This window comes from Streptomyces sp. NPDC007929 (assembly GCF_042959065.1).
GTDB lineage: Bacteria > Actinomycetota > Actinomycetes > Streptomycetales > Streptomycetaceae > Streptomyces.
This window is the reverse complement of sequence record NZ_JBIBKD010000001.1, coordinates 17,904-34,291: the sequence shown is the minus strand read 5'-3', so window position 1 is coordinate 34,291 and position 16,388 is coordinate 17,904. Positions and strand designations below refer to the sequence as shown.

Genomic DNA, 16,388 nt, shown 5'->3' with positions numbered 1-16,388 from the left:
ACCGGCGCCTCCTCAGTCGTAGCTCCGGGCCGGCGCCGGGCCCAGCGCCGTCGCGATCGCGTCGGCCAGCGCCTCGATGTCCTGCCCCGCGAGCGTGGAGACGGTGACCCGGATGCCGGGCGGCGCGCTCAGCCGGAAGCGGGCGCCGGGCGCCACGGCCCACCCGGCGTGCAGCAGCCGGGCGACCACACCGGTCTCGTCCGGCACCGGCACCCACACGTTCATGCCGCTGCGCCCGTACGACGCCACACCGCGCCGTTCGAGCGCGCCGATCAACGCGTCCCGCCGCCGCCCGTACGACGCCGCCACCTCGGCCGTGTCCACCGCGCCGTCGGTCCACAGCCGCACCAGTGCCCGCTGCATCAGCCGGCTGACCCAGCCGGGCCCGAGCCGGTGCCGCCCGCGGACCCGGTCGACGGTGACGGCGTCCCCGGTGAGCACGGCGAGGCGCAGATCGGGGCCGTAGGCCTTGGCGGCGGAGCGTACGAACGCCCAGTGCCGGGTGACTCCGGCCAGCGGGTGCAGGGGCACGTCGACGATGCCGTGCCCGTGGTCGTCCTCGATCAGCAGCACCTCGGGGTACTCCCGGAGCACGGCACGCAGGGCACGCGCGCGTGCGGCGCTCACCGCGGCGCCGGTCGGGTTCTGCGCCCGGTCGGTGACGATCAGGGCCCGTGCCCCGGCCTCCAGCGCGCCCCGCACGTCCTGCGCACGGGGCCCCTCGTCGTCGACGCCGACGGGGACCGTCCGCAGTCCGAGGGCGGGCACGAGATCGAGGGTGCGGCCCCAGCCGGGATCCTCGACGGCGACGGTGTCACCGGGCTTCAGGTGGGCCGCCAGTACCCGTTCGACGCCGTCGAGGGCCCCGGAGACCACCGCGAGCGGCCCGTCCGGCACGCCGTCGGCGTCGAGTCCGGCCCGCGCGATCCTGGCCAGCTCCGGCTCCAGGGGGGTGTCCCCGTAGAGCACGGGCGCCCGGTCGCCCTCCTCCGCCGCCGCGGCGAACGCGCCCGCGAGGGGCGGCAGCAGCGCGGGGTCCGGATTGCCCTGCGCGACGTCCCGCACGCCCTCGGGGACCTCCACCCGGAAGTGCTCCCGCCCGGTCGTCGCCGGGGCGGGGCGCACCCGGCTGCCGCGCCGGCCCGCGGTCTCGATGACCCCGCGCTCGCGCAGGGTGCGGTACGCGGCCGCGACCGTGTTGGGATTCACCCCAAGGCGCTCCGCCAACTCCCGCATGGGAGGCAGCAGTTGCCCGGGCCGCAGCTCGCCGGCCCCCACCGCTCGCTCGATGCTCGCGGAAATGTCCGCTGCGCGACGCCCACTGATCGGATACTCTCCTAGCACAAAGCCAATTATGCACTAGTGCAATGGAGAGCGCCATGCAGGGGACCACGCAGACGCCGTCGCAGCCCGGCACCGCCTACAGCCCGTCCGACCGCACCGTCCCCACCCGCTCCCCGGACCGGGCCTCGTACGACAGGGACCTGGTACACGCGATACTCGATGAGGCCTACGTCTGCCATCTCGGCTTCGTCCGCGACGGGGCGCCGGTCGTGCTGCCGACGCTGTTCACCCGTGTCGGCGAGCGGCTGTACGTGCACGGCTCGACGGGCTCGCGTCCGCTGCGGGCGGCCGGTCAGGCCGACCCGGGTCTTTCGGTCTGCCTGACGGTCACCCACGTCGACGGTCTGGTCCTGGCCCGCTCGGCCTTCCACCACTCGATCAACTACCGCTCGGTCGTGGTGCACGGCGTCGCCCACGACGTGACGGACCCCGAGGAGAAGCGGCAGGCCCTGGACGCGCTGGTCGACCACGTCGTGCCCGGCCGCTCCGCGGACTCGCGCCCCGCCAGCAAGAAGGAGCTGGCCGCCACCGCCGTGATCCGCCTGGACCTGGACGAGGTCTCCGCGAAGCTGCGCACCGGCGGCGTGAACGACGAACCGGAGGACCTCGCCCTCCCGCACTGGGCCGGCGTCGTCCCGGTACACCACACCTACGGTGCCCCGGCCGCCGACCCCGCCCTGGCTCCCGGCACCGAACTGCCCGGCTACCTCGCGGCCCTGTGATGCTGATCCACCCCTGGGACGCACCCCGCGACGACACCGAGTGGCAACGCTGGCTGTGTGAGCACGACTTCGGCCAGCTCGTCGTCAACGGCCTGCCGGGCGACCCGCCCCATGTCCAGCCCCTGCACTTCGCCTACGACGCGGAGCGCGGCGAGGTCGTCACCCATCTCGCCCGGCCGAACCCGCTCTGGCCCGCGTTGGAGGCCGACCCGGACGTCGTGCTGAGCGTGGTCGACGACTACGTGTTCGTGCCCGGCCCCTGGCAGGCGGCCCCGGACGTCCCACCCGAGCACGGCACCCCGACGAGCTTCTACACAGCCGTACAGCTGCGCTGCCGCGCCCATGTCGTGGACGACCCGGCGGAGAAGGCCGCGCTGCTCAACCGCCAGGTCGACCACTTCCAGCCGGGGGGCGGCTCCGCACGCGCGGCGGTGGGCGAGGTGCCGTACGGCAGGATGCTGGCCGGCATCCGCGGTCTGCGCCTCGAAGTGACGCACGTGCGCGCCAAGTTCAAGTACGCGAACCACCGGCCCGCCGAGGTCCGGGACCGGATCGCCGCGAGGCTCGCGACCCGCGGCGCTCCGGGGGACTCCCGGGCCCGCGACCACCTCCTGCGCAGACAGGAGACCTAGAGCCCCGGGCGGCACCTCACACGGCCGTCACCGGATCACCGGCCGGCCGCGCGCCCCGAGCCTCCTGCGCCGCGAGAGCCGTTACCGAGCCCAGCATCAGCAGGGTTCCGGCCAGCGTCGCCGCGGTGAGGTGCTCACCGAGCAGGACGACGGCGAGGACCGACGCGCTCACCGGTTCCAGCAGCATGACCACCGAGACGGTGGCGGACCGTACGACGGCAGCGCCCGCGAAGTAGAGGCCGTAGGCCAGGGCGGTGGGGACGGCGGCGATATAGAGCAGCAGGAGAAGCAGCCGGGCGGGCTGCTCGGTGTGCGGCAGCAGTCCCTCCGCCAGGGCGAACGGCAGCAGGCACAGGCTCGTGACGGCGAAGGCACCTGCGGTCGTCCGCGTGGCGTCGCCGTCGCCGTCGCGGCCCCACCGGCGGGTGAGCAGCGTCATCGCGCAGTACCCGACCGCGGACAGCAGCGCGAGGAGCACCCCCGCGGGGCGTACGGTCGCATCCCCGCCCCCGAGGACGAGCACCACGAGCCCGGCGAGGGCACCCGCCACGGCGACGGCACCGCCCCGCCCCAGGCGCTCGGCCAGGGTGAGCCGGGCTCCCAGGGCGATCAGGACGGGGCCCGCGCCCAGGGTGACGACGGTGGCCACGGCGAGGCCGGTGGCGGAGACGGCCGCGAAGTACGCGGTCTGGAAGACGGCGAGGCCGAGGCCGGTGACCCCGGTCCGCAGGACCCGGCGTCCGAGCGGTTCACGGACCGGGGCCGCGGCGCCCGGGCGCACCAGCCGGACGGCGAGCAGCAGCGCGAGCCCCGCCGCGCAGCGCCAGAAGGACAGGGCGACGGGCCCCATGTCGCCGGTCCGGTGGACCAGCGAGGCGGCCGCGCCCGCGGTGCCCCAGGCGACACCGGCGACGATCAGACAGAGCAGGCCTCGCCCGATGGGCAGGCCGGAGGCAGTGTTCGACACGTGTTCTCTCCGCAGACGCGCACGACGCGCCGCACGCGACAAGCGGCGGCGGGTGCGCGGAAGTTCGGGAAGGGCCCCGGATCAGTGGGGATCAGGGGCCACGGACTTCGTCTGCGGGCAGCACCGTTCTGCGCGTCGGCGTATCGCCGGGCGCGGTGTCCGGAGGGCCCGCCTCAGGCGGCCGGAGGCGGAAGAACGCGTGCGGAAGGCATGATCGGCACCTTAGGCGCTGGTCCCGCGCCGGGACAATTCTCTTTCCGGGCCGCCGCTCGCCACCGGCTGATCGGATCCCTTCGAGGGCGTCGAGGACTGCGCGATGAAGGCGCCCACCAGCACGATGGCCCCTCCGGCGATCTGCGGCGCCGAGAGGTGCTCGCCGAGCAGGACCCAGGCCAGGACGGTGGCGATGACCGCCTCCAGGCAGGCGACGACCCCCGCGACCTGCGGGGAGAGCCGCCGCACCGAGACCACTCCGGTGACATAGGCGACGACCGTGGCGACGAGGACGATCCAGGCCAGCAGCACGACGGCGGCGACGGGCGTGCCGTCCATGCTCGCGGTGCCCCCGAGCACCGACCAGTCCATGGTCCAGGGCCGGGCGACGACCGTCAGCACGGCCGCGCCGACGAGCAGTCCGTAAGCGATGACGCCGAGCGGGTCGGGCGCTTCGTCCCCCGCGTCGCTGCCCTGGTCGGACAGGACGAAGTAGCCGACCTGGCAGCAGGCCGCGCCGAGCGCGAGCAGCAGTCCGAGGGCGTCGAAGCCGAGGCCCGACCAGACCTCGACGACACAGGCCAGTCCGCCGACCGCGAGGACGACACCGACGGCCGCGGCCCGAGTCACCGGCCGCTTCTGCGCGAACCGCACCCAGCCCAGCACGAGCGCGGGCGCCAGGTACTCGATGAGCAGCGCGACCCCGACGGGGATGCGGGAGAGCGCGGCGAAGTAGAAGGCCTGGACACCGGCGACGGCCAGCAGCCCGAAGCCGGCGAGCAGCCCGGGGCGACGGCGCAGCAGCGCGCGATGGCGCACGGCGAGCGGCAGCATGACCAGGGCCGCCCCGACCACCCTCAGCCACACCACGTGCAGCGGGTCCAGGCCGGCTTCGATCAGCGGCTTGGCCGCGACACCGGATCCGCCGAAGGCCACCGCGGACAGGAGCGCGAGGCCCAGCCCCACACCCCTGCTGGGTCCGCTCACGCTGCTGTCAGAGGTACGCACCGGCACATGATGACAGGACGCGACAGGAGCGTCATCCCTTATGGCACCTGTCTCACAGCCTGGATGGGTGAACTGCCCCGCGTGTGCCGCTCAGCAGGTGGCTTCGCCCCACTCCTCGGCGAGGCCGGACCAGCCGTCGAGCCGGTCGAACACCTCGCGCGGGTCGACACCGGCCCGTCGGAGCACCTCGACCGCGCGCGCCTGCGGGTCGACGACGATCGCCGCGAGCAGGTCGGTGCCGAGTGCCGGCCCGCCGCGCCCGGCGGCGCGCTCACAGGCGTACTCCATGCACGCGGCGGCGAGCGGGGAGAAGCCCGCCGTCTCCGTCACCACGGGTACGGCGCCGGAGTCCTCGACACCGCTCTGCCAGCGCAGGCCGTAGCCGATGCTGCGCTGGACGAGGTAGCCGAGCAGCCGCGCGATCTGCGGCCCCTCGCCGAAGACGGCACGCGCCTCGGGGTCGGATTCCAGCAGCGAGTGGAGCAGATGGGCGGTGTCGATCTGCCGGTCCCCGTCCCGGACCGCCCGGCGCCGGGCACCGCCGACCACCGACGCCAGCTCGTCACTGAGCCTGGCATCGTTGTCCACGCGCTGAATGCCGTGCTCATGGGCCGACTGCCGGGGGAAACGGGGGTGCACATCCTCTACCCCATCAGTCCCGCGGGCCCGGGTCATCCCCGGCGGGAAGCATCTTCGCGTCCCACAGGAAGTGGACTCCGGCGAGCGGAATTTCCTCCTTACGGAGGAGATCAGGCAGATCGGTTGCAGACGCCGCACGACTGACGGTTCGTCAGTATTGAACATTGCGGCCGCCACGGCTACGTTCCGCGACACCCAGCCCGACACGAAGAGGTGGTCGCATGGCCGAAGTCAGCGCGGAGGCACGCATCGGGGCACCGGCCGAGAAGGTGTGGGCGAGGCTCACGGACTGGTCCGCGTACGGCGAGTGGAACGCGAGCCACACGAGTTTCCCCGCGGGCGGGCCGGAGCCCCTGGAGGTGGGCGCGACCTTCCAGGAGAACATGCGGCTGATGAACTTCCCGGCCGAGGTGGCGTGGACCGTCGAGGAGCTGGAACCCGCCCGGGTGCTGGCCATCCGCGGCAAGGGCCCGATGGCGGTGACCGTCGCGACGCGCTACACCCTCACGCCCGACGGCGACGCCACGACGGTCCGCATCGACGGCGCGTTCACCGGCGCGACGGTGTCGCTGATGGCGGGCAAGCTCAGGGACTCGGCCACGGCGGCCCTGCACGAGTCGCTGCGCAAGCTGGACGGCCTCGTGACCTGACCCCGGCCGGCCGAAACACCACTGGCACGCCGAAACGCCCCCGGACACCTCCGGGGGCGCTTCGCCCTGCGCGCGGTTCAGTCCTCGTCGGCGAGGATCAGATACAGCTTCTTGCGGGCCTCGTTGATGACGCCGACCGCCTTCTCCCGCTGCTCCTTGCTGCCGGTCTTCCAGACCTGGCCGAAGGCCTCCATCAGGCCGAAGCCGGCCTGACGGATTTCACCGAGGGCTTCCCAGTCGACCCCGCGGGAAGCCTCTTCCCAGGGCGCCTCGGGCCCCTCCGCCGCGGCCTCGCGGCCCGCATCGGTGAGCGAGAACAGCTTCTTGCCGCCCTCGGACGCGCTGGCGATCAGCCCCTCGTCCTCCAGCAACTGGAGGGTGGGGTACACCGAGCCGGGGCTGGGCTTCCACGCCCCGCCGCTGCGCTCGGCGATCTCCTGGATCATCTCGTAACCGTGCATCGGCCGGTCCTTCAACAGGGCCAGGATCGAGGCGCGTACGTCACCGCGCCGCGCCCTCCCCCGTGGCCCCCCGCGCCCTCGTCCACCCCAGGGTCCCGGGCCGAAGCCCGGCCCACCGGGCCCGCCCCAGCCGGGGCCACCGGGACCACCCGGCCCTCCCGGCCCGAACGGACCGAAGGCCGCGCGCAGCCCTTCGAAACCACCCCGGCCGTGGTGCGGGCCGCCGCGTCCATGTCCACGCTCGAATCCGTGGGTACGCATCGCCACCACTCTCCATTCCATCGTTGATCTGTCGCGATGCGTCAACGATATATCGGTAAAGTTCGGCTGGCAAGACCCTGCCTTGCGGCCCGGGCGCGAGAATCGGGCCGCCACTGACGAATTGGCCTTGGCCTGCGGCTTCGTGCGCGCCCTAGCGTCGGGGCATGAGGATCCGAATCGTCGACGCCTTCACCGACCGCCCCTTCTCCGGCAACCCGGCCGGGGTCCTGCTCCTGCCCGACGCGGACGCCTTCCCGGACGACACCTGGCTGCAGAACGTCGCCCTGGAGGTCAACCACGCCGAGACCGCCTTCGCCCACCCGCTCCCCGCGGACGCCGAGGCGGACTGGGCGCTGCGCTGGTTCACCCCGGCCACCGAGGTCGCGATGTGCGGTCACGCGACCCTCGCCACCGCCCACGTCCTGCACACGACCGGCGCGCACCCGGGCCCGGTGCGGTTCGCCACCCGCAGCGGCGTCCTCGTCGCCACGCCCGCCGCGGACGGCTCCGTCACGCTGGACTTCCCGACGGCCCCGCTCACCCGGACCGACCCACCCCGCGGCCTCGCCGAGGCCCTGGGCACCGAGCCGCTCACGGTCCTCGACACCGGTGCGAACATCGGCGACCTGCTCGTCGAGGTCGCCGACGAGCAGACGGTGCACGGGCTGCGCCCCGACCTGAAAGCCCTCACGGCCCACTCCGAGCGCGGCGTCATCGCCACCGCCCGCGCCGAGGACCCGTCCCGGGGCTACGACTTCGTCTCGCGCTGCTTCTTCCCGAACGTCGGCATCGACGAGGATCCGGTGACGGGCAGCGCCCACACCGCACTCGCCCCGTTCTGGTCCGAGCGTCTGGGCCGCCCGAGCCTCACCGGCCTCCAGGCCTCACCCCGCTCCGGCCGCGTCCGCACACAGCTGCGCGGCGACCGCACCCTGCTGACCGGCACGGCGGTCACCGTGATCGAGGGCGACCTGCTGGCCTGAGACGAACGAAAGGGGCGTACGACACCGCCGTACGCCCCTTCCCGCGTCACGTCACGCCGTCGGCAGCCAGCCCACCTTGCCCGCCAGCAGCCCGTATCCGACGAACGCGCCGATGTCGAGCAGCGAGTGGGCGACCACGAGCGGGCCGACCCGCCCCCAGCGGCGGTAGAGGTAGACGAAGACGACACCCATCACCATGTTGCCGACGAAACCGCCGATGCCCTGGTACAGGTGGTACGAGCCGCGCAGCACGGAGCTGCCGACCAGGGCCGCCGTCGGGGTCCACCCCAGCTGGCCCATGCGGCGCAGCAGGTAGCCCACGACGATCACTTCCTCCAGCACGGCGTTCTGGATCGCCGCGAGGATCAGCACCGGGTACTTCCACCACACCTCGGGCAACGCCTCGGGCACCACGGTGAGGTTGAAGCCGAGACCGCGGGCCGCGAGGTAGAAGGCGATGCCGGTACTGCCGATGACCGCCGCGATCGCCGCCCCGCGTCCCAGATCGGGCCAGGGGCGGGTGCGGTCGAAGCCGATCGTGCGCAGGCTCGCGCCCTCCCGCAGCAGGAAGTGCGCGACCAGCGCGACGGGCACGAGCGCCGTGGTGATCCCGAAGAGCTGCCAGGCCAGATCGAGCCAGGGCCGCCCGGGCGCCGCCGAGGCGTTCATCGTGGCCGCCTGGTCCTTGAGGCCGCCCGGCTTGGTGACCGACCCGATGAAGCTGATCAGCGCTGACACACCGCTCGCGCCCAGTGACAGCGCGAGGACCAGCAGCGTCTCCGTGCGGAGCATCCGCCGTGAGAGCCCCTGCCGGGGAATGGAATCGCCCACCGGGCCCGCCTCCGCCTGCACCCCTGCCTCCACTTCACCGACCTGTCGGATCAGTATGGCGGCAGCGCAATCCGGCCCCGGCGGCGGAGTCAGCCCAGCGACACCGGCTCGGGCAGCCCCACCGGCCAGGTGTGCACGGGGTCGCCCTTGTGCATCAGCTCGCGGTAGCGCCGGGTCGTGGCGGCCAGCGCGTCGTCCCGGGAGAGGCCGGCGTCCAGCGCCGTGTGGAACGTGGCGGCCTGCCAGCTCGCCCCGTTCACCCGGCGCCGGCACCGCTCCTCGATCACGCCCAGGTACAGATCGCGGTCGGCCGGCTCGACCCCCCAGGCGTCCAGTCCGGCCTCGGCGAGCGGTAGCAGCTCGTCGCGGATCAGGTTCACCGCGTCGACCTCGGCCATGCCGCTGTAGCGGCCACGGCGGGGCCAGGTGAAGCGGGCGTCGATGCCGTCCTTGCACGCGGCGTCGAAGTTGGCGGCGGCCGCCTCGAACGGCAGCCGGGTCCACACCGGCCGGGACTCCTCGGCCAGGGCTCGCACGACCCCGTAGAAGAAGGCCGCGTTCGCGATGACGTCGATGACCGTGGGTCCGGCCGGCAGCACGCGGTTCTCCACGCGCAGGTGCGGAACGCCGTCGGCGATGCCGTAGACCGGGCGGTTCCAGCGGTAGATCGTGCCGTTGTGCAGGACGAGCTCGGCGAGCGACGGCGTGTCGCCCCGGTCGAGGACCTCGAGCGGGTCCTCGTCGTCGCAGATCGGCAGCAGGGCCGGGTAGTAGCGCAGGTTCTCCTCGAACAGGTCGTACGCCGAGGTGACCCAGCGCTCTCCGAACCAGGTGCGCGGCCGGACGCCCTGCGCCTGGAGCTCGGGCGGGCGGGTGTCGGTGGACTGCTGGAACAGCGGGGGCCGCGACTCGCGCCACAGCTCACGGCCGAAGAGGAAGGGCGAGTTGGCCCCGACGGCGATCTGCGCGGCGGTGACCGCCTGGGCCGCGTTCCACACGTCGGCGAAGCGGGCCGGGGTGACCTGGAGGTGCAGCTGCACCGAGGTGCAGGCGGCCTCCGGCGCGATGGACTTCGAGGTGCAGCTCAGATGCTCCACGCCGTCGATGTCGAGGGTGAACTCCTCGCCGCGGGCCGCCACGATCTGGTCGTTGAGGAGCGTGTACCGGTCGACGTCGGAGAGGTTCGACGACACCAGGTCGTCACGGTCGAGAGTCGGCAGAATACCGATCATCACAATTCCCGCGTCGACCTCGCCGGCTTTTCGGTCGGCATATGCCAGTGACGTGCGGAGTTCCTCCGCGAGACGGTCGAAAACCCGGCCCCCCAGACGGTGTGGGGGGATGTTGACTTCCAGGTTGAACATGGCGAGTTCTGTTTGGAAGTCGCGACTCGCGATGCGTTCGAGGACTTGCCCGTTCAACATTTTCGGCATGCCGTCGGCACCCGCGAGATTCAATTCGATCTCGAGCCCCATGAGGTTCTTGGGCCGATCGAACCGCTGCTCCGCCAGGAGTCGCTCCAAGCCCGTCAGACACTGACGCAGCTTGTCGCGGTAGCGCTGGCGATCGGACAGGTCGAACCGGCCTGCCGCGACCTTCTCCCCCATCGAAGCGTCCCTTCTCGGTGATGCGGGCCGGGATCCGGCTGCCTGGGTCCCGGTCAGGTGGAGGATGCCCAGAGAAAGCGATCGATAACGTCCCGGGCAGACCCGTCGGCCGCTACGCTGGTCGCGTGTGACCGGTGGCACATTCACTCGGCAAGTCACACAGGACGGGTAACGGGCCCCGGGAACTCGTGAAAAACGCCGACGAGAATGGGCCGACCGGTTCGCGGACATGTGCCGAGGTCATCGCAGTGCACCCCCGCCTGGAATCGGGATAATTCTCGCGTAACGCCGACCGAATGTACCCTTGTTCTACTCACCGGAAACGGCTAGCCGAAACACAGTGTGAAGCCGTCTCGTATAAACTCCGCGAACAAGGCAGAAGGTTGGCGCCCACGGTCGATGGGTCCTGCCGTCGAGGCGACGCGGACCCCACCCCCCTCTCGTTCTCATGACCCGGCCCCTGCCTCTGACCCTCGTGAGCTGACAGCGCCGTCCGCCCCCGCCCTCGCGCCACCGTGCCTTTGAATGAGAGGCGACCCACCATGCCGCTGCATGTCCCTCCGGCTCCCGCGCCCGCACTCCGTTCCGTCCTCACTGCGCTCTCCTCACCCACCGCGGTCCGCGAAGCCCGAACGCCCTCCCTGCTCGGCACCCAGGGGCCCGCCACACCCGAGAACCCCCTGCCCGTGCACGTCCTCGACCACGTCACCGCCGAGGGCGTGTCCGCGACCCGCCTGGCCGGCTGGCGCTTCCTGATCCGGTGCGGCGATCACGTCGTGGCCGCGGCGGAGACCAGGCTGACCCCCGACGGCTGGGCCTTCTCGCACTTCTTCGAGGGCCCGTACATCACCTCCACCGAGCGCGCCCTGCGCCAGGCCGAGACGATGCCGCAGCCGTACCAGCCCCGCCTGCTGTCGGTGCCCGGCCTGTACATGCTGACGCTCTGGCTGCACGAGGACTGCGCCGCGGACGGCGCCACCGGCCACCCCGTCGCCACCGACCTGCTCGTCCCGCTGGCGCCCGCGCCTCCCGGCATCGCGGCCCACCGCCCGCACCGCGTCGCCGAACTCCTCCCGGTGCTGACCCACCGGGCGGCTCCGACCAGACTGCTCGGCTCGCCCGCCTGAGGCACCGCGCGATTCTCCGCACCCCGTCGCCGAATTCCCGGCGGCGGGGTCGTTCATGTGTCGCCCTGTGGGCTATCGCGCGTTCGATCACCGTGTGATCGACCACCGCGCATTCGACCGTGAACCGCTCGCACGATCGCTTTATCGCTCACCCGATCGCTCGGACGAGCACGCTATGGCTCGTACGAGCCGTAAAGGCGGTCGACCCGAGCGGACTAGCCCTATCCGGCCAGTGCGAACCACCCGAAGGGACAGTGCAGTTGGGATGAACCGTCCGCGCGGGTGACGCGTCCTGAACCTGTAAGAAGCGGTGCCGCGAAATCCCTGCGGATTGACGCCCGTGGGGCAACACTGGGTTCCGACGACTTATCACAACGGGGGGCGGCCATGAACGACACTTCTAGCCGCGGAACAGACACGACATCCGACTCAGCCGACGCCATTCCATCGTCCATCTCGACCCAGCGAAAGATCCCACCCATGTGCCAGCACCAGACCCAGTGCCCCTCAGCCGACTCCGCCGACCGGGAATCCGCCCGTCTCGTGGCGCACCACCCGGAACAGGGATGGAGCCTGCTGTGCAACGGCGTGGTGCTCTTCGAGGACACCGGTGAGCTGCTGCCGGACGGCCGGGCCATCGCCCCGCACCGCCCGCTGGCCGGCCAGGTGATGACGGCCGCCTGAGGCCGTTCGGCGGGGTGACGCCCCCGTCGGCAGACATGAGGGGCCGGCAGCAGGACACCCTGCGCACCGGCCCCGACGCATGTCCACGGATCGTCACTTTCCGTCACCCGGCGCCACGGCCCGTTCCCACCTCGCACGCCTTCCCACGGATGCCCGTTTTCCGGAAGACTCCTGGAAGTTTCGCGGTTACCCGTCGACGGAGGTGGGGCAAGTGGGAGCACGTGAGGCCGGCGCCGAGGGCAAGGTCACCATCACGGAGATCGCCCGGCAGGCCGGAGTGTCGGTGCCGACCGTCTCCCGGGTCGTCAACGGCCGTTCCGATGTGTCGCCGCAGACCCGGGCCCGGGTCGAGGACCTGCTGCGCACCCACGGCTACCGCAAACGCCCCGCGGCCCCGGGCACCCGTGCCGCCCTGCTCGACCTGGTCTTCAACGACCTCGACAGCCCGTGGGCCGTGGAGATCATCCGCGGCGTCGAGGAGGTCGCGCACGCCGCCGGCGTCGGCACGGTTGTCTCGGCCATCCACGGGCGTTCCGGCGACGCCCGCGAATGGATGCGCAACCTGCGGGCCCGCGCCTCCGACGGCGTCATCCTCGTGACGTCCGCCCTGGACCCGACCCTGCACGAAGAGCTGCGCATTCTCGGCGTGCCCTTGGTCGTCGTCGACCCGGCGGGCGCCCCAGCCCTGGACGCCCCCACCATCGGCGCCGCGAACTGGTCGGGTGGCATGGCGGCCACCGAGCACCTGTTGTCCCTCGGCCACCGCCGGATCGGCCTGATCGCCGGCCCGCCCCGGCTGCTGTGCTCCCGGGCCCGTCTGGACGGCTACCGCGCGGCTCTGGAGGGCGCCGGCATCACGATGGACCCCTCCCTGGTCGTCCCCGGTGACTTCCGCCCCGAGTCCGGGTTCACCGCCTGCACGACCCTGCTCGACCTTCCCGAGCCGCCGACCGCGCTGTTCGCGGCGAGCGACCAGATGGCACTCGGCGCCATCGAGGCACTGCGCCGGCGGGGGCTGCGGGTGCCGCAGGACATGAGCGTGGTCGGCTTCGACGACCTTCCGGAAGTGCGCTGGTCGGCCCCGCCCCTGACGACGATCCGCCAGCCGCTGGCCGACATGGGCAAACTCGCCGTGCGCACGGTGCTGCGCCTGACCCGCGACGAGCGGCCGGACTCACCCCGCGTGGAACTGGGCACCGACCTGGTGATCCGGTCGAGCACGGCGCCCCCGGCCTGACCCCCACCCGACCCTCGCAAACGAGGTACGGCGCCCCGCCACCCCCTGTCCGGCAGGGCGCCGCCCCACCCCCGCTACCTCCCCCCGAGCGCCTCGCGCAGCGCGAAGTACGCGGGCTTGCGCCGCAGCTCCTCGTCCCACGGCAGGGCCGCGCCCTCACCCGGGAAGACCGCCGGGATCCACGAGTACTTGTCGGTGTAGTCCCAGATCGTGACACCGACGCACCGCCGAACCGCCAGGCACGCCTCGGTCACACCGGCGTACCACTCGGCCTGCTGTGCCAGCTTCTCCTCGGTCGCGGGCAACTGCATCCGGATGTCGACCTCGGTGAGCGCGGTGTCGAGGCCGAGCCGCGAGAAGCGGCGGAGGTTGTCCTCGATGGTGGACGGATAGCCGTACTGCAGGGCCAGATGGGCCTGGAGACCGATGCCATGCAGCGGGACGCCCGCGGCCTTCAGCTCCTTGGCCAGGCGGTAGTAGGCGTCGCTCTTCGGGCCGATCGCATCGATGTTGTAGTCGTTGAGGTAGAGCTTGACGCGTGGATCGGCCTGGTGCGCCCAGCGCAGGGCGTCGGCGATGTAGCCGGGCCCGAGCGTCTTGTAGAAGACCGACTCCCGGTAGGTACCGTCCTCGTTGAACGCCTCGTTGACGACGTCCCAGGCGAACACCTTGCCCCGGTAGTGCCGTACCTCGGTCTGGATGTGCTTCTTCAGTACGGCCCGCAGTTCCGGGGCCGTCCATTCCCTGCTGGTGAGCCACCCGGGGAGCTGACTGTGCCAGACCAGGGTGTGGCCACGCACCTTCTGCCGGTTGGCCCGGGCGAGGTTCACGATCTCGTCGCCCGCGGAGAAGTCGAACACGCCCTGCTGGGGCTCGGTGGCGTACCACTTCATGCCGTTGCCGGGCGTGATCTGGTCGAACTCCCTTCCGAGCAGGGCCTTGTACGGCCCGTCCACGAGCTCGGGGTTGTCGGTGGCGCTGCCGAAGTAGCGGCCGTGCCGCTGGGCGAGGTCGGCGAGGGTGGGCTGCTGGTGCCCCGCCTGGGCGGGCGTGGCGGCGCCGATTCCGGCGGTGACCAGGAGCGCGGCGACGGCGCCGGCGAGTCTGAGACGGGTGGTGCGCATGGTGCGACTCCTCACGACGGGTGGGTGGGTAGAGCCGTACGTTCGTGGCGCGGGTCAGCCCTTGGTGGCGCCGGCGGTGAGGCCTCCGACGAGCTGGCGCTCGGCGACCGAGTAGAAAGCGAGGGCGGGAACCATGGCCAGCACCAGATAGGCGAAGACCCTGGCGTAGTCCGCGGAGTACTGACCCTGGAACTGCTGGACGCCGATCGGCAGCGTCCACCACTGGGCGTCGGTGAACACCAGCAGCGGCAGGAAGAAGTTGTTCCAGCTGGTGACGACGGCCAGTACGGAGACGGTGCCGAGCGCGGGCCGGGCCATGGGCAGCAGCACCCGCCAGAAGAAGCCGAAGGAGCTGCACCCGTCGAGCGTGGCGGCCTCCTCCAGCTCGCCGGGGATCTGCCGGAAGAAGCCCCGCAGGATGATGATCGTCATGGGCAGTCCGAAGGCGGCCTGCGGGAGGATCACGCCGAGGGGGTTGTCCAGCAGGTCCAGGGAGCGCAGCAGCAGGAACAGCGGCAGGGCGGCCACCGCGAACGGGAACATCAGCCCCATGGTGAACAGTGTGAACAGCACCTCGCGGCCCCGGAAGGCGAACCGTGCGAACGAGAAGGCCGACAGGGCGGAGACCGCCACGACCAGGACGGTCGTGCCGATCGCGATCAGCGTGCTGTTTCCGATCAGCCGCCAGAAGTCTCCCGATCCGAGGATCTGGGTGTAGTTGGAGGCCACCCACGACTCGGGCAGACCGACCGGGTTGCGGGAGAGTTCGTCGGTGGACTTGAAGCCGGAGAGCGTGGCGTAGAGCAGGGGGACGGCCATGACCGCGCCGACGACGATCAGGACGAGGTGCAGGCTCCAGGTCCCGCCGCGTGCACGCGTCTTCTGACCAGCTGTCATTTTCCGTCACCCCGCATGGTCGTGGTGGCCCCTTCCAGGTCGCGCCGGAGAACGAACCGCTGGTAGGCGAGGGCGAAGACGAGACTGATGCCGAACATGACCACGCTGATCGCGCTGGCGTAGCCGACCTGGTAGCGCTTGAAGCCGTACTGGAACATGGTCACGGCCATGGTCTCGGAGTGGTGGTCGGGGCCGCCCGCGGTGGTCACCCACACCAGGTCGAAGAGCTGGATCGACCCGATGACCGCCAGGAACACGCTGATGCGCAGCGTGGGCGCGAGCAGCGGCAGCGTGACGTTGCGGAACCGCTGCCAGGCACTCGCCCCGTCGATGAGCGCGGCCTCGGTCAGTTCCCGGGGGACGGCCTGGAGCCCGGCCAGGTACAGCATCATGTGGAAGCCGAAGTACTTCCACGTCATGACCAGGAAAACGGTGGCCATCACGGTGGACGGATCCGCGAACCACTCCCCGCCTAGCCCCTCCAGACCGACCTTGCCGAGGACCTGGTCGGCGAAGCCGTCGTCCGGGGCGAAGATCATGCCGAACAGGATTCCGGTGATGGCCTCGGACAGGACGTACGGGGCGAAGAACAGCATCCGGTACACCGCCCGGCCGCGCATCCGCTGGTTGAGCAGGACGGCCATGGCGAGGGCGAACGGCAGTTGGAGGGCGAGCGACAGCACCACCAGCAGGAGGCAGCGCCACAGGTCGCCGAGGAAGACGTCGTCCTGGAAGAGCCGGGTGAAGTTCTCGCCGCCGATGTAGTCGGAGGGCATGCCGAAGCCGCCCCAGCGGAAGAACGCGGCGTACAGGGCGAACAGCATCGGCAGCAGCACGAGGCCCAGGAACAGCACCAGGGCCGGGAGTTGGAAGCCGGTCGCGGTGAGCCAGTGCAGGGTGCGGCGCCGGGCCCGCCCGGTGGGCCGGTCCGGGGCCGGGGGCGGGGAACCGGCGTTGGGGCCGGTCCGTTTGTCCGGCAGGAACGTGGAGGTCATCGCCGG

The 16,388-nt window shown here is 71.7% G+C and carries 17 protein-coding genes; 7 read left to right on the top strand and 10 right to left on the bottom strand.

The window, feature by feature from the left end:
* Nucleotides 1–12: 12 nt before the first annotated feature.
* The gene (locus ACFZDE_RS00170; protein ID WP_391195970.1) at nucleotides 13–1,344 is read right to left on the bottom strand and encodes an aminotransferase class I/II-fold pyridoxal phosphate-dependent enzyme; all 1,332 of its coding nucleotides are present in this window, start codon (nucleotides 1,342–1,344) and stop codon (nucleotides 13–15) included.
* Nucleotides 1,345–1,379: 35 nt separating this feature from the next.
* Between ACFZDE_RS00170 and ACFZDE_RS00165 the strand changes: the two genes are divergently transcribed.
* On the top strand, nucleotides 1,380–2,066 hold the full coding sequence (locus tag ACFZDE_RS00165) for a pyridoxamine 5'-phosphate oxidase family protein (protein ID WP_391195968.1): 687 nt from the start codon (nucleotides 1,380–1,382) through the stop codon (nucleotides 2,064–2,066).
* Entirely contained in the window at nucleotides 2,066–2,698 is a 633-nt protein-coding gene (locus ACFZDE_RS00160; RefSeq protein WP_391195965.1) for an FMN-binding negative transcriptional regulator, read from the top strand. Before ACFZDE_RS00165 ends, ACFZDE_RS00160 begins: the two co-directional genes overlap by 1 nt.
* Nucleotides 2,699–2,714: 16 nt before the next feature.
* On the opposite strand, the gene ACFZDE_RS00155 is transcribed toward ACFZDE_RS00160, so the two are convergent.
* The 3 genes from ACFZDE_RS00155 to ACFZDE_RS00145 all read right to left on the bottom strand — a co-directional run bounded on the left by ACFZDE_RS00155 (nucleotide 2,715) and on the right by ACFZDE_RS00145 (nucleotide 5,525).
* Nucleotides 2,715–3,665 carry an EamA family transporter gene (locus ACFZDE_RS00155; RefSeq protein WP_391195963.1) on the bottom strand — a complete coding sequence of 317 codons (951 nt, stop codon included), beginning with the start codon at nucleotides 3,663–3,665 and terminating at the stop codon, nucleotides 2,715–2,717.
* Between the two features lie 222 nt (nucleotides 3,666–3,887).
* Complete coding sequence (locus tag ACFZDE_RS00150) at nucleotides 3,888–4,892, bottom strand: EamA family transporter (RefSeq protein ID WP_391195962.1); 1,005 nt, start codon at nucleotides 4,890–4,892, stop codon at nucleotides 3,888–3,890.
* An 84-nt stretch (nucleotides 4,893–4,976) separates the two neighbouring features.
* The gene (locus tag ACFZDE_RS00145) at nucleotides 4,977–5,525 is read right to left on the bottom strand and encodes a Clp protease N-terminal domain-containing protein (protein ID WP_391195959.1); all 549 of its coding nucleotides are present in this window, start codon (nucleotides 5,523–5,525) and stop codon (nucleotides 4,977–4,979) included.
* Between the two features lie 221 nt (nucleotides 5,526–5,746).
* Between ACFZDE_RS00145 and ACFZDE_RS00140 the strand changes: the two genes are divergently transcribed.
* Complete coding sequence (locus ACFZDE_RS00140; RefSeq protein WP_391195957.1) at nucleotides 5,747–6,175, top strand: SRPBCC family protein; 429 nt, start codon at nucleotides 5,747–5,749, stop codon at nucleotides 6,173–6,175.
* A gap of 77 nt (nucleotides 6,176–6,252) precedes the next feature.
* On the opposite strand, the gene ACFZDE_RS00135 is transcribed toward ACFZDE_RS00140, so the two are convergent.
* Entirely contained in the window at nucleotides 6,253–6,897 is a 645-nt protein-coding gene (locus tag ACFZDE_RS00135) for a helix-turn-helix transcriptional regulator (RefSeq protein WP_391195956.1), read from the bottom strand.
* 164 nt (nucleotides 6,898–7,061) lie between these two features.
* Here ACFZDE_RS00135 and ACFZDE_RS00130 point away from each other — a divergent pair, with 164 nt between their 5' ends.
* The gene (locus tag ACFZDE_RS00130; protein ID WP_391195954.1) at nucleotides 7,062–7,880 is read left to right on the top strand and encodes a PhzF family phenazine biosynthesis isomerase; all 819 of its coding nucleotides are present in this window, start codon (nucleotides 7,062–7,064) and stop codon (nucleotides 7,878–7,880) included.
* A gap of 51 nt (nucleotides 7,881–7,931) precedes the next feature.
* On the opposite strand, the gene ACFZDE_RS00125 is transcribed toward ACFZDE_RS00130, so the two are convergent.
* The gene (locus ACFZDE_RS00125) at nucleotides 7,932–8,732 is read right to left on the bottom strand and encodes a type II CAAX prenyl endopeptidase Rce1 family protein (protein WP_391197396.1); all 801 of its coding nucleotides are present in this window, start codon (nucleotides 8,730–8,732) and stop codon (nucleotides 7,932–7,934) included.
* Between the two features lie 68 nt (nucleotides 8,733–8,800).
* Entirely contained in the window at nucleotides 8,801–10,318 is a 1,518-nt protein-coding gene (locus ACFZDE_RS00120; protein WP_390992172.1) for a glutamate--cysteine ligase, read from the bottom strand.
* 542 nt (nucleotides 10,319–10,860) lie between these two features.
* On the opposite strand from ACFZDE_RS00120, the gene ACFZDE_RS00115 reads away from it, so the two are divergent.
* From ACFZDE_RS00115 to ACFZDE_RS00105, 3 genes are all read left to right on the top strand, one after another.
* A complete protein-coding gene (locus tag ACFZDE_RS00115) occupies nucleotides 10,861–11,445 on the top strand; it encodes a hypothetical protein (RefSeq protein ID WP_390992175.1) in 585 nt (194 codons plus the stop codon).
* Nucleotides 11,446–11,925: 480 nt separating this feature from the next.
* Nucleotides 11,926–12,129: a DUF5999 family protein gene (locus ACFZDE_RS00110; protein ID WP_030835828.1), complete on the top strand. Its 204-nt coding sequence runs from the start codon at nucleotides 11,926–11,928 to the stop codon at nucleotides 12,127–12,129.
* Nucleotides 12,130–12,340: 211 nt separating this feature from the next.
* A complete protein-coding gene (locus ACFZDE_RS00105) occupies nucleotides 12,341–13,366 on the top strand; it encodes a substrate-binding domain-containing protein (RefSeq protein ID WP_390992180.1) in 1,026 nt (341 codons plus the stop codon).
* 74 nt (nucleotides 13,367–13,440) lie between these two features.
* Here ACFZDE_RS00105 and ACFZDE_RS00100 read toward each other — a convergent pair whose 3' ends face one another.
* From ACFZDE_RS00100 to ACFZDE_RS00090, 3 genes are read right to left on the bottom strand one after another with little or no spacing between them, the layout of a single operon-like run.
* On the bottom strand, nucleotides 13,441–14,490 hold the full coding sequence (locus tag ACFZDE_RS00100) for an endo-1,4-beta-xylanase (RefSeq protein WP_391195952.1): 1,050 nt from the start codon (nucleotides 14,488–14,490) through the stop codon (nucleotides 13,441–13,443).
* Nucleotides 14,491–14,544: 54 nt separating this feature from the next.
* The gene (locus tag ACFZDE_RS00095) at nucleotides 14,545–15,387 is read right to left on the bottom strand and encodes an ABC transporter permease subunit (protein ID WP_390992185.1); all 843 of its coding nucleotides are present in this window, start codon (nucleotides 15,385–15,387) and stop codon (nucleotides 14,545–14,547) included.
* A complete protein-coding gene (locus tag ACFZDE_RS00090) occupies nucleotides 15,384–16,382 on the bottom strand; it encodes an ABC transporter permease subunit (RefSeq protein WP_391195950.1) in 999 nt (332 codons plus the stop codon). The genes ACFZDE_RS00095 and ACFZDE_RS00090 overlap by 4 nt, the downstream gene beginning before the upstream one ends.
* Between the last annotated feature and the right edge of the window lie 6 nt (nucleotides 16,383–16,388).

Bases quoted from the DNA above. Each gene is read 5' to 3' on its own strand.
- ACFZDE_RS00165 (WP_391195968.1), top strand. From the start codon at position 1,380: ATGCAGGGGACCACGCAGACGCCGTCGCAGCCCGGCACCGCCTACAGC.
- ACFZDE_RS00160 (WP_391195965.1), top strand. From the start codon at position 2,066: ATGCTGATCCACCCCTGGGACGCACCCCGCGACGACACCGAGTGGCAA.
- ACFZDE_RS00140 (WP_391195957.1), top strand. From the start codon at position 5,747: ATGGCCGAAGTCAGCGCGGAGGCACGCATCGGGGCACCGGCCGAGAAG.
- ACFZDE_RS00135 (WP_391195956.1), bottom strand. From the start codon at position 6,897: ATGCGTACCCACGGATTCGAGCGTGGACATGGACGCGGCGGCCCGCAC.
- ACFZDE_RS00130 (WP_391195954.1), top strand. From the start codon at position 7,062: ATGAGGATCCGAATCGTCGACGCCTTCACCGACCGCCCCTTCTCCGGC.
- ACFZDE_RS00120 (WP_390992172.1), bottom strand. From the start codon at position 10,318: ATGGGGGAGAAGGTCGCGGCAGGCCGGTTCGACCTGTCCGATCGCCAG.
- ACFZDE_RS00115 (WP_390992175.1), top strand. From the start codon at position 10,861: ATGCCGCTGCATGTCCCTCCGGCTCCCGCGCCCGCACTCCGTTCCGTC.
- ACFZDE_RS00110 (WP_030835828.1), top strand. From the start codon at position 11,926: ATGTGCCAGCACCAGACCCAGTGCCCCTCAGCCGACTCCGCCGACCGG.
- ACFZDE_RS00100 (WP_391195952.1), bottom strand. From the start codon at position 14,490: ATGCGCACCACCCGTCTCAGACTCGCCGGCGCCGTCGCCGCGCTCCTG.
- ACFZDE_RS00095 (WP_390992185.1), bottom strand. From the start codon at position 15,387: ATGACAGCTGGTCAGAAGACGCGTGCACGCGGCGGGACCTGGAGCCTG.
- ACFZDE_RS00090 (WP_391195950.1), bottom strand. From the start codon at position 16,382: ATGACCTCCACGTTCCTGCCGGACAAACGGACCGGCCCCAACGCCGGT.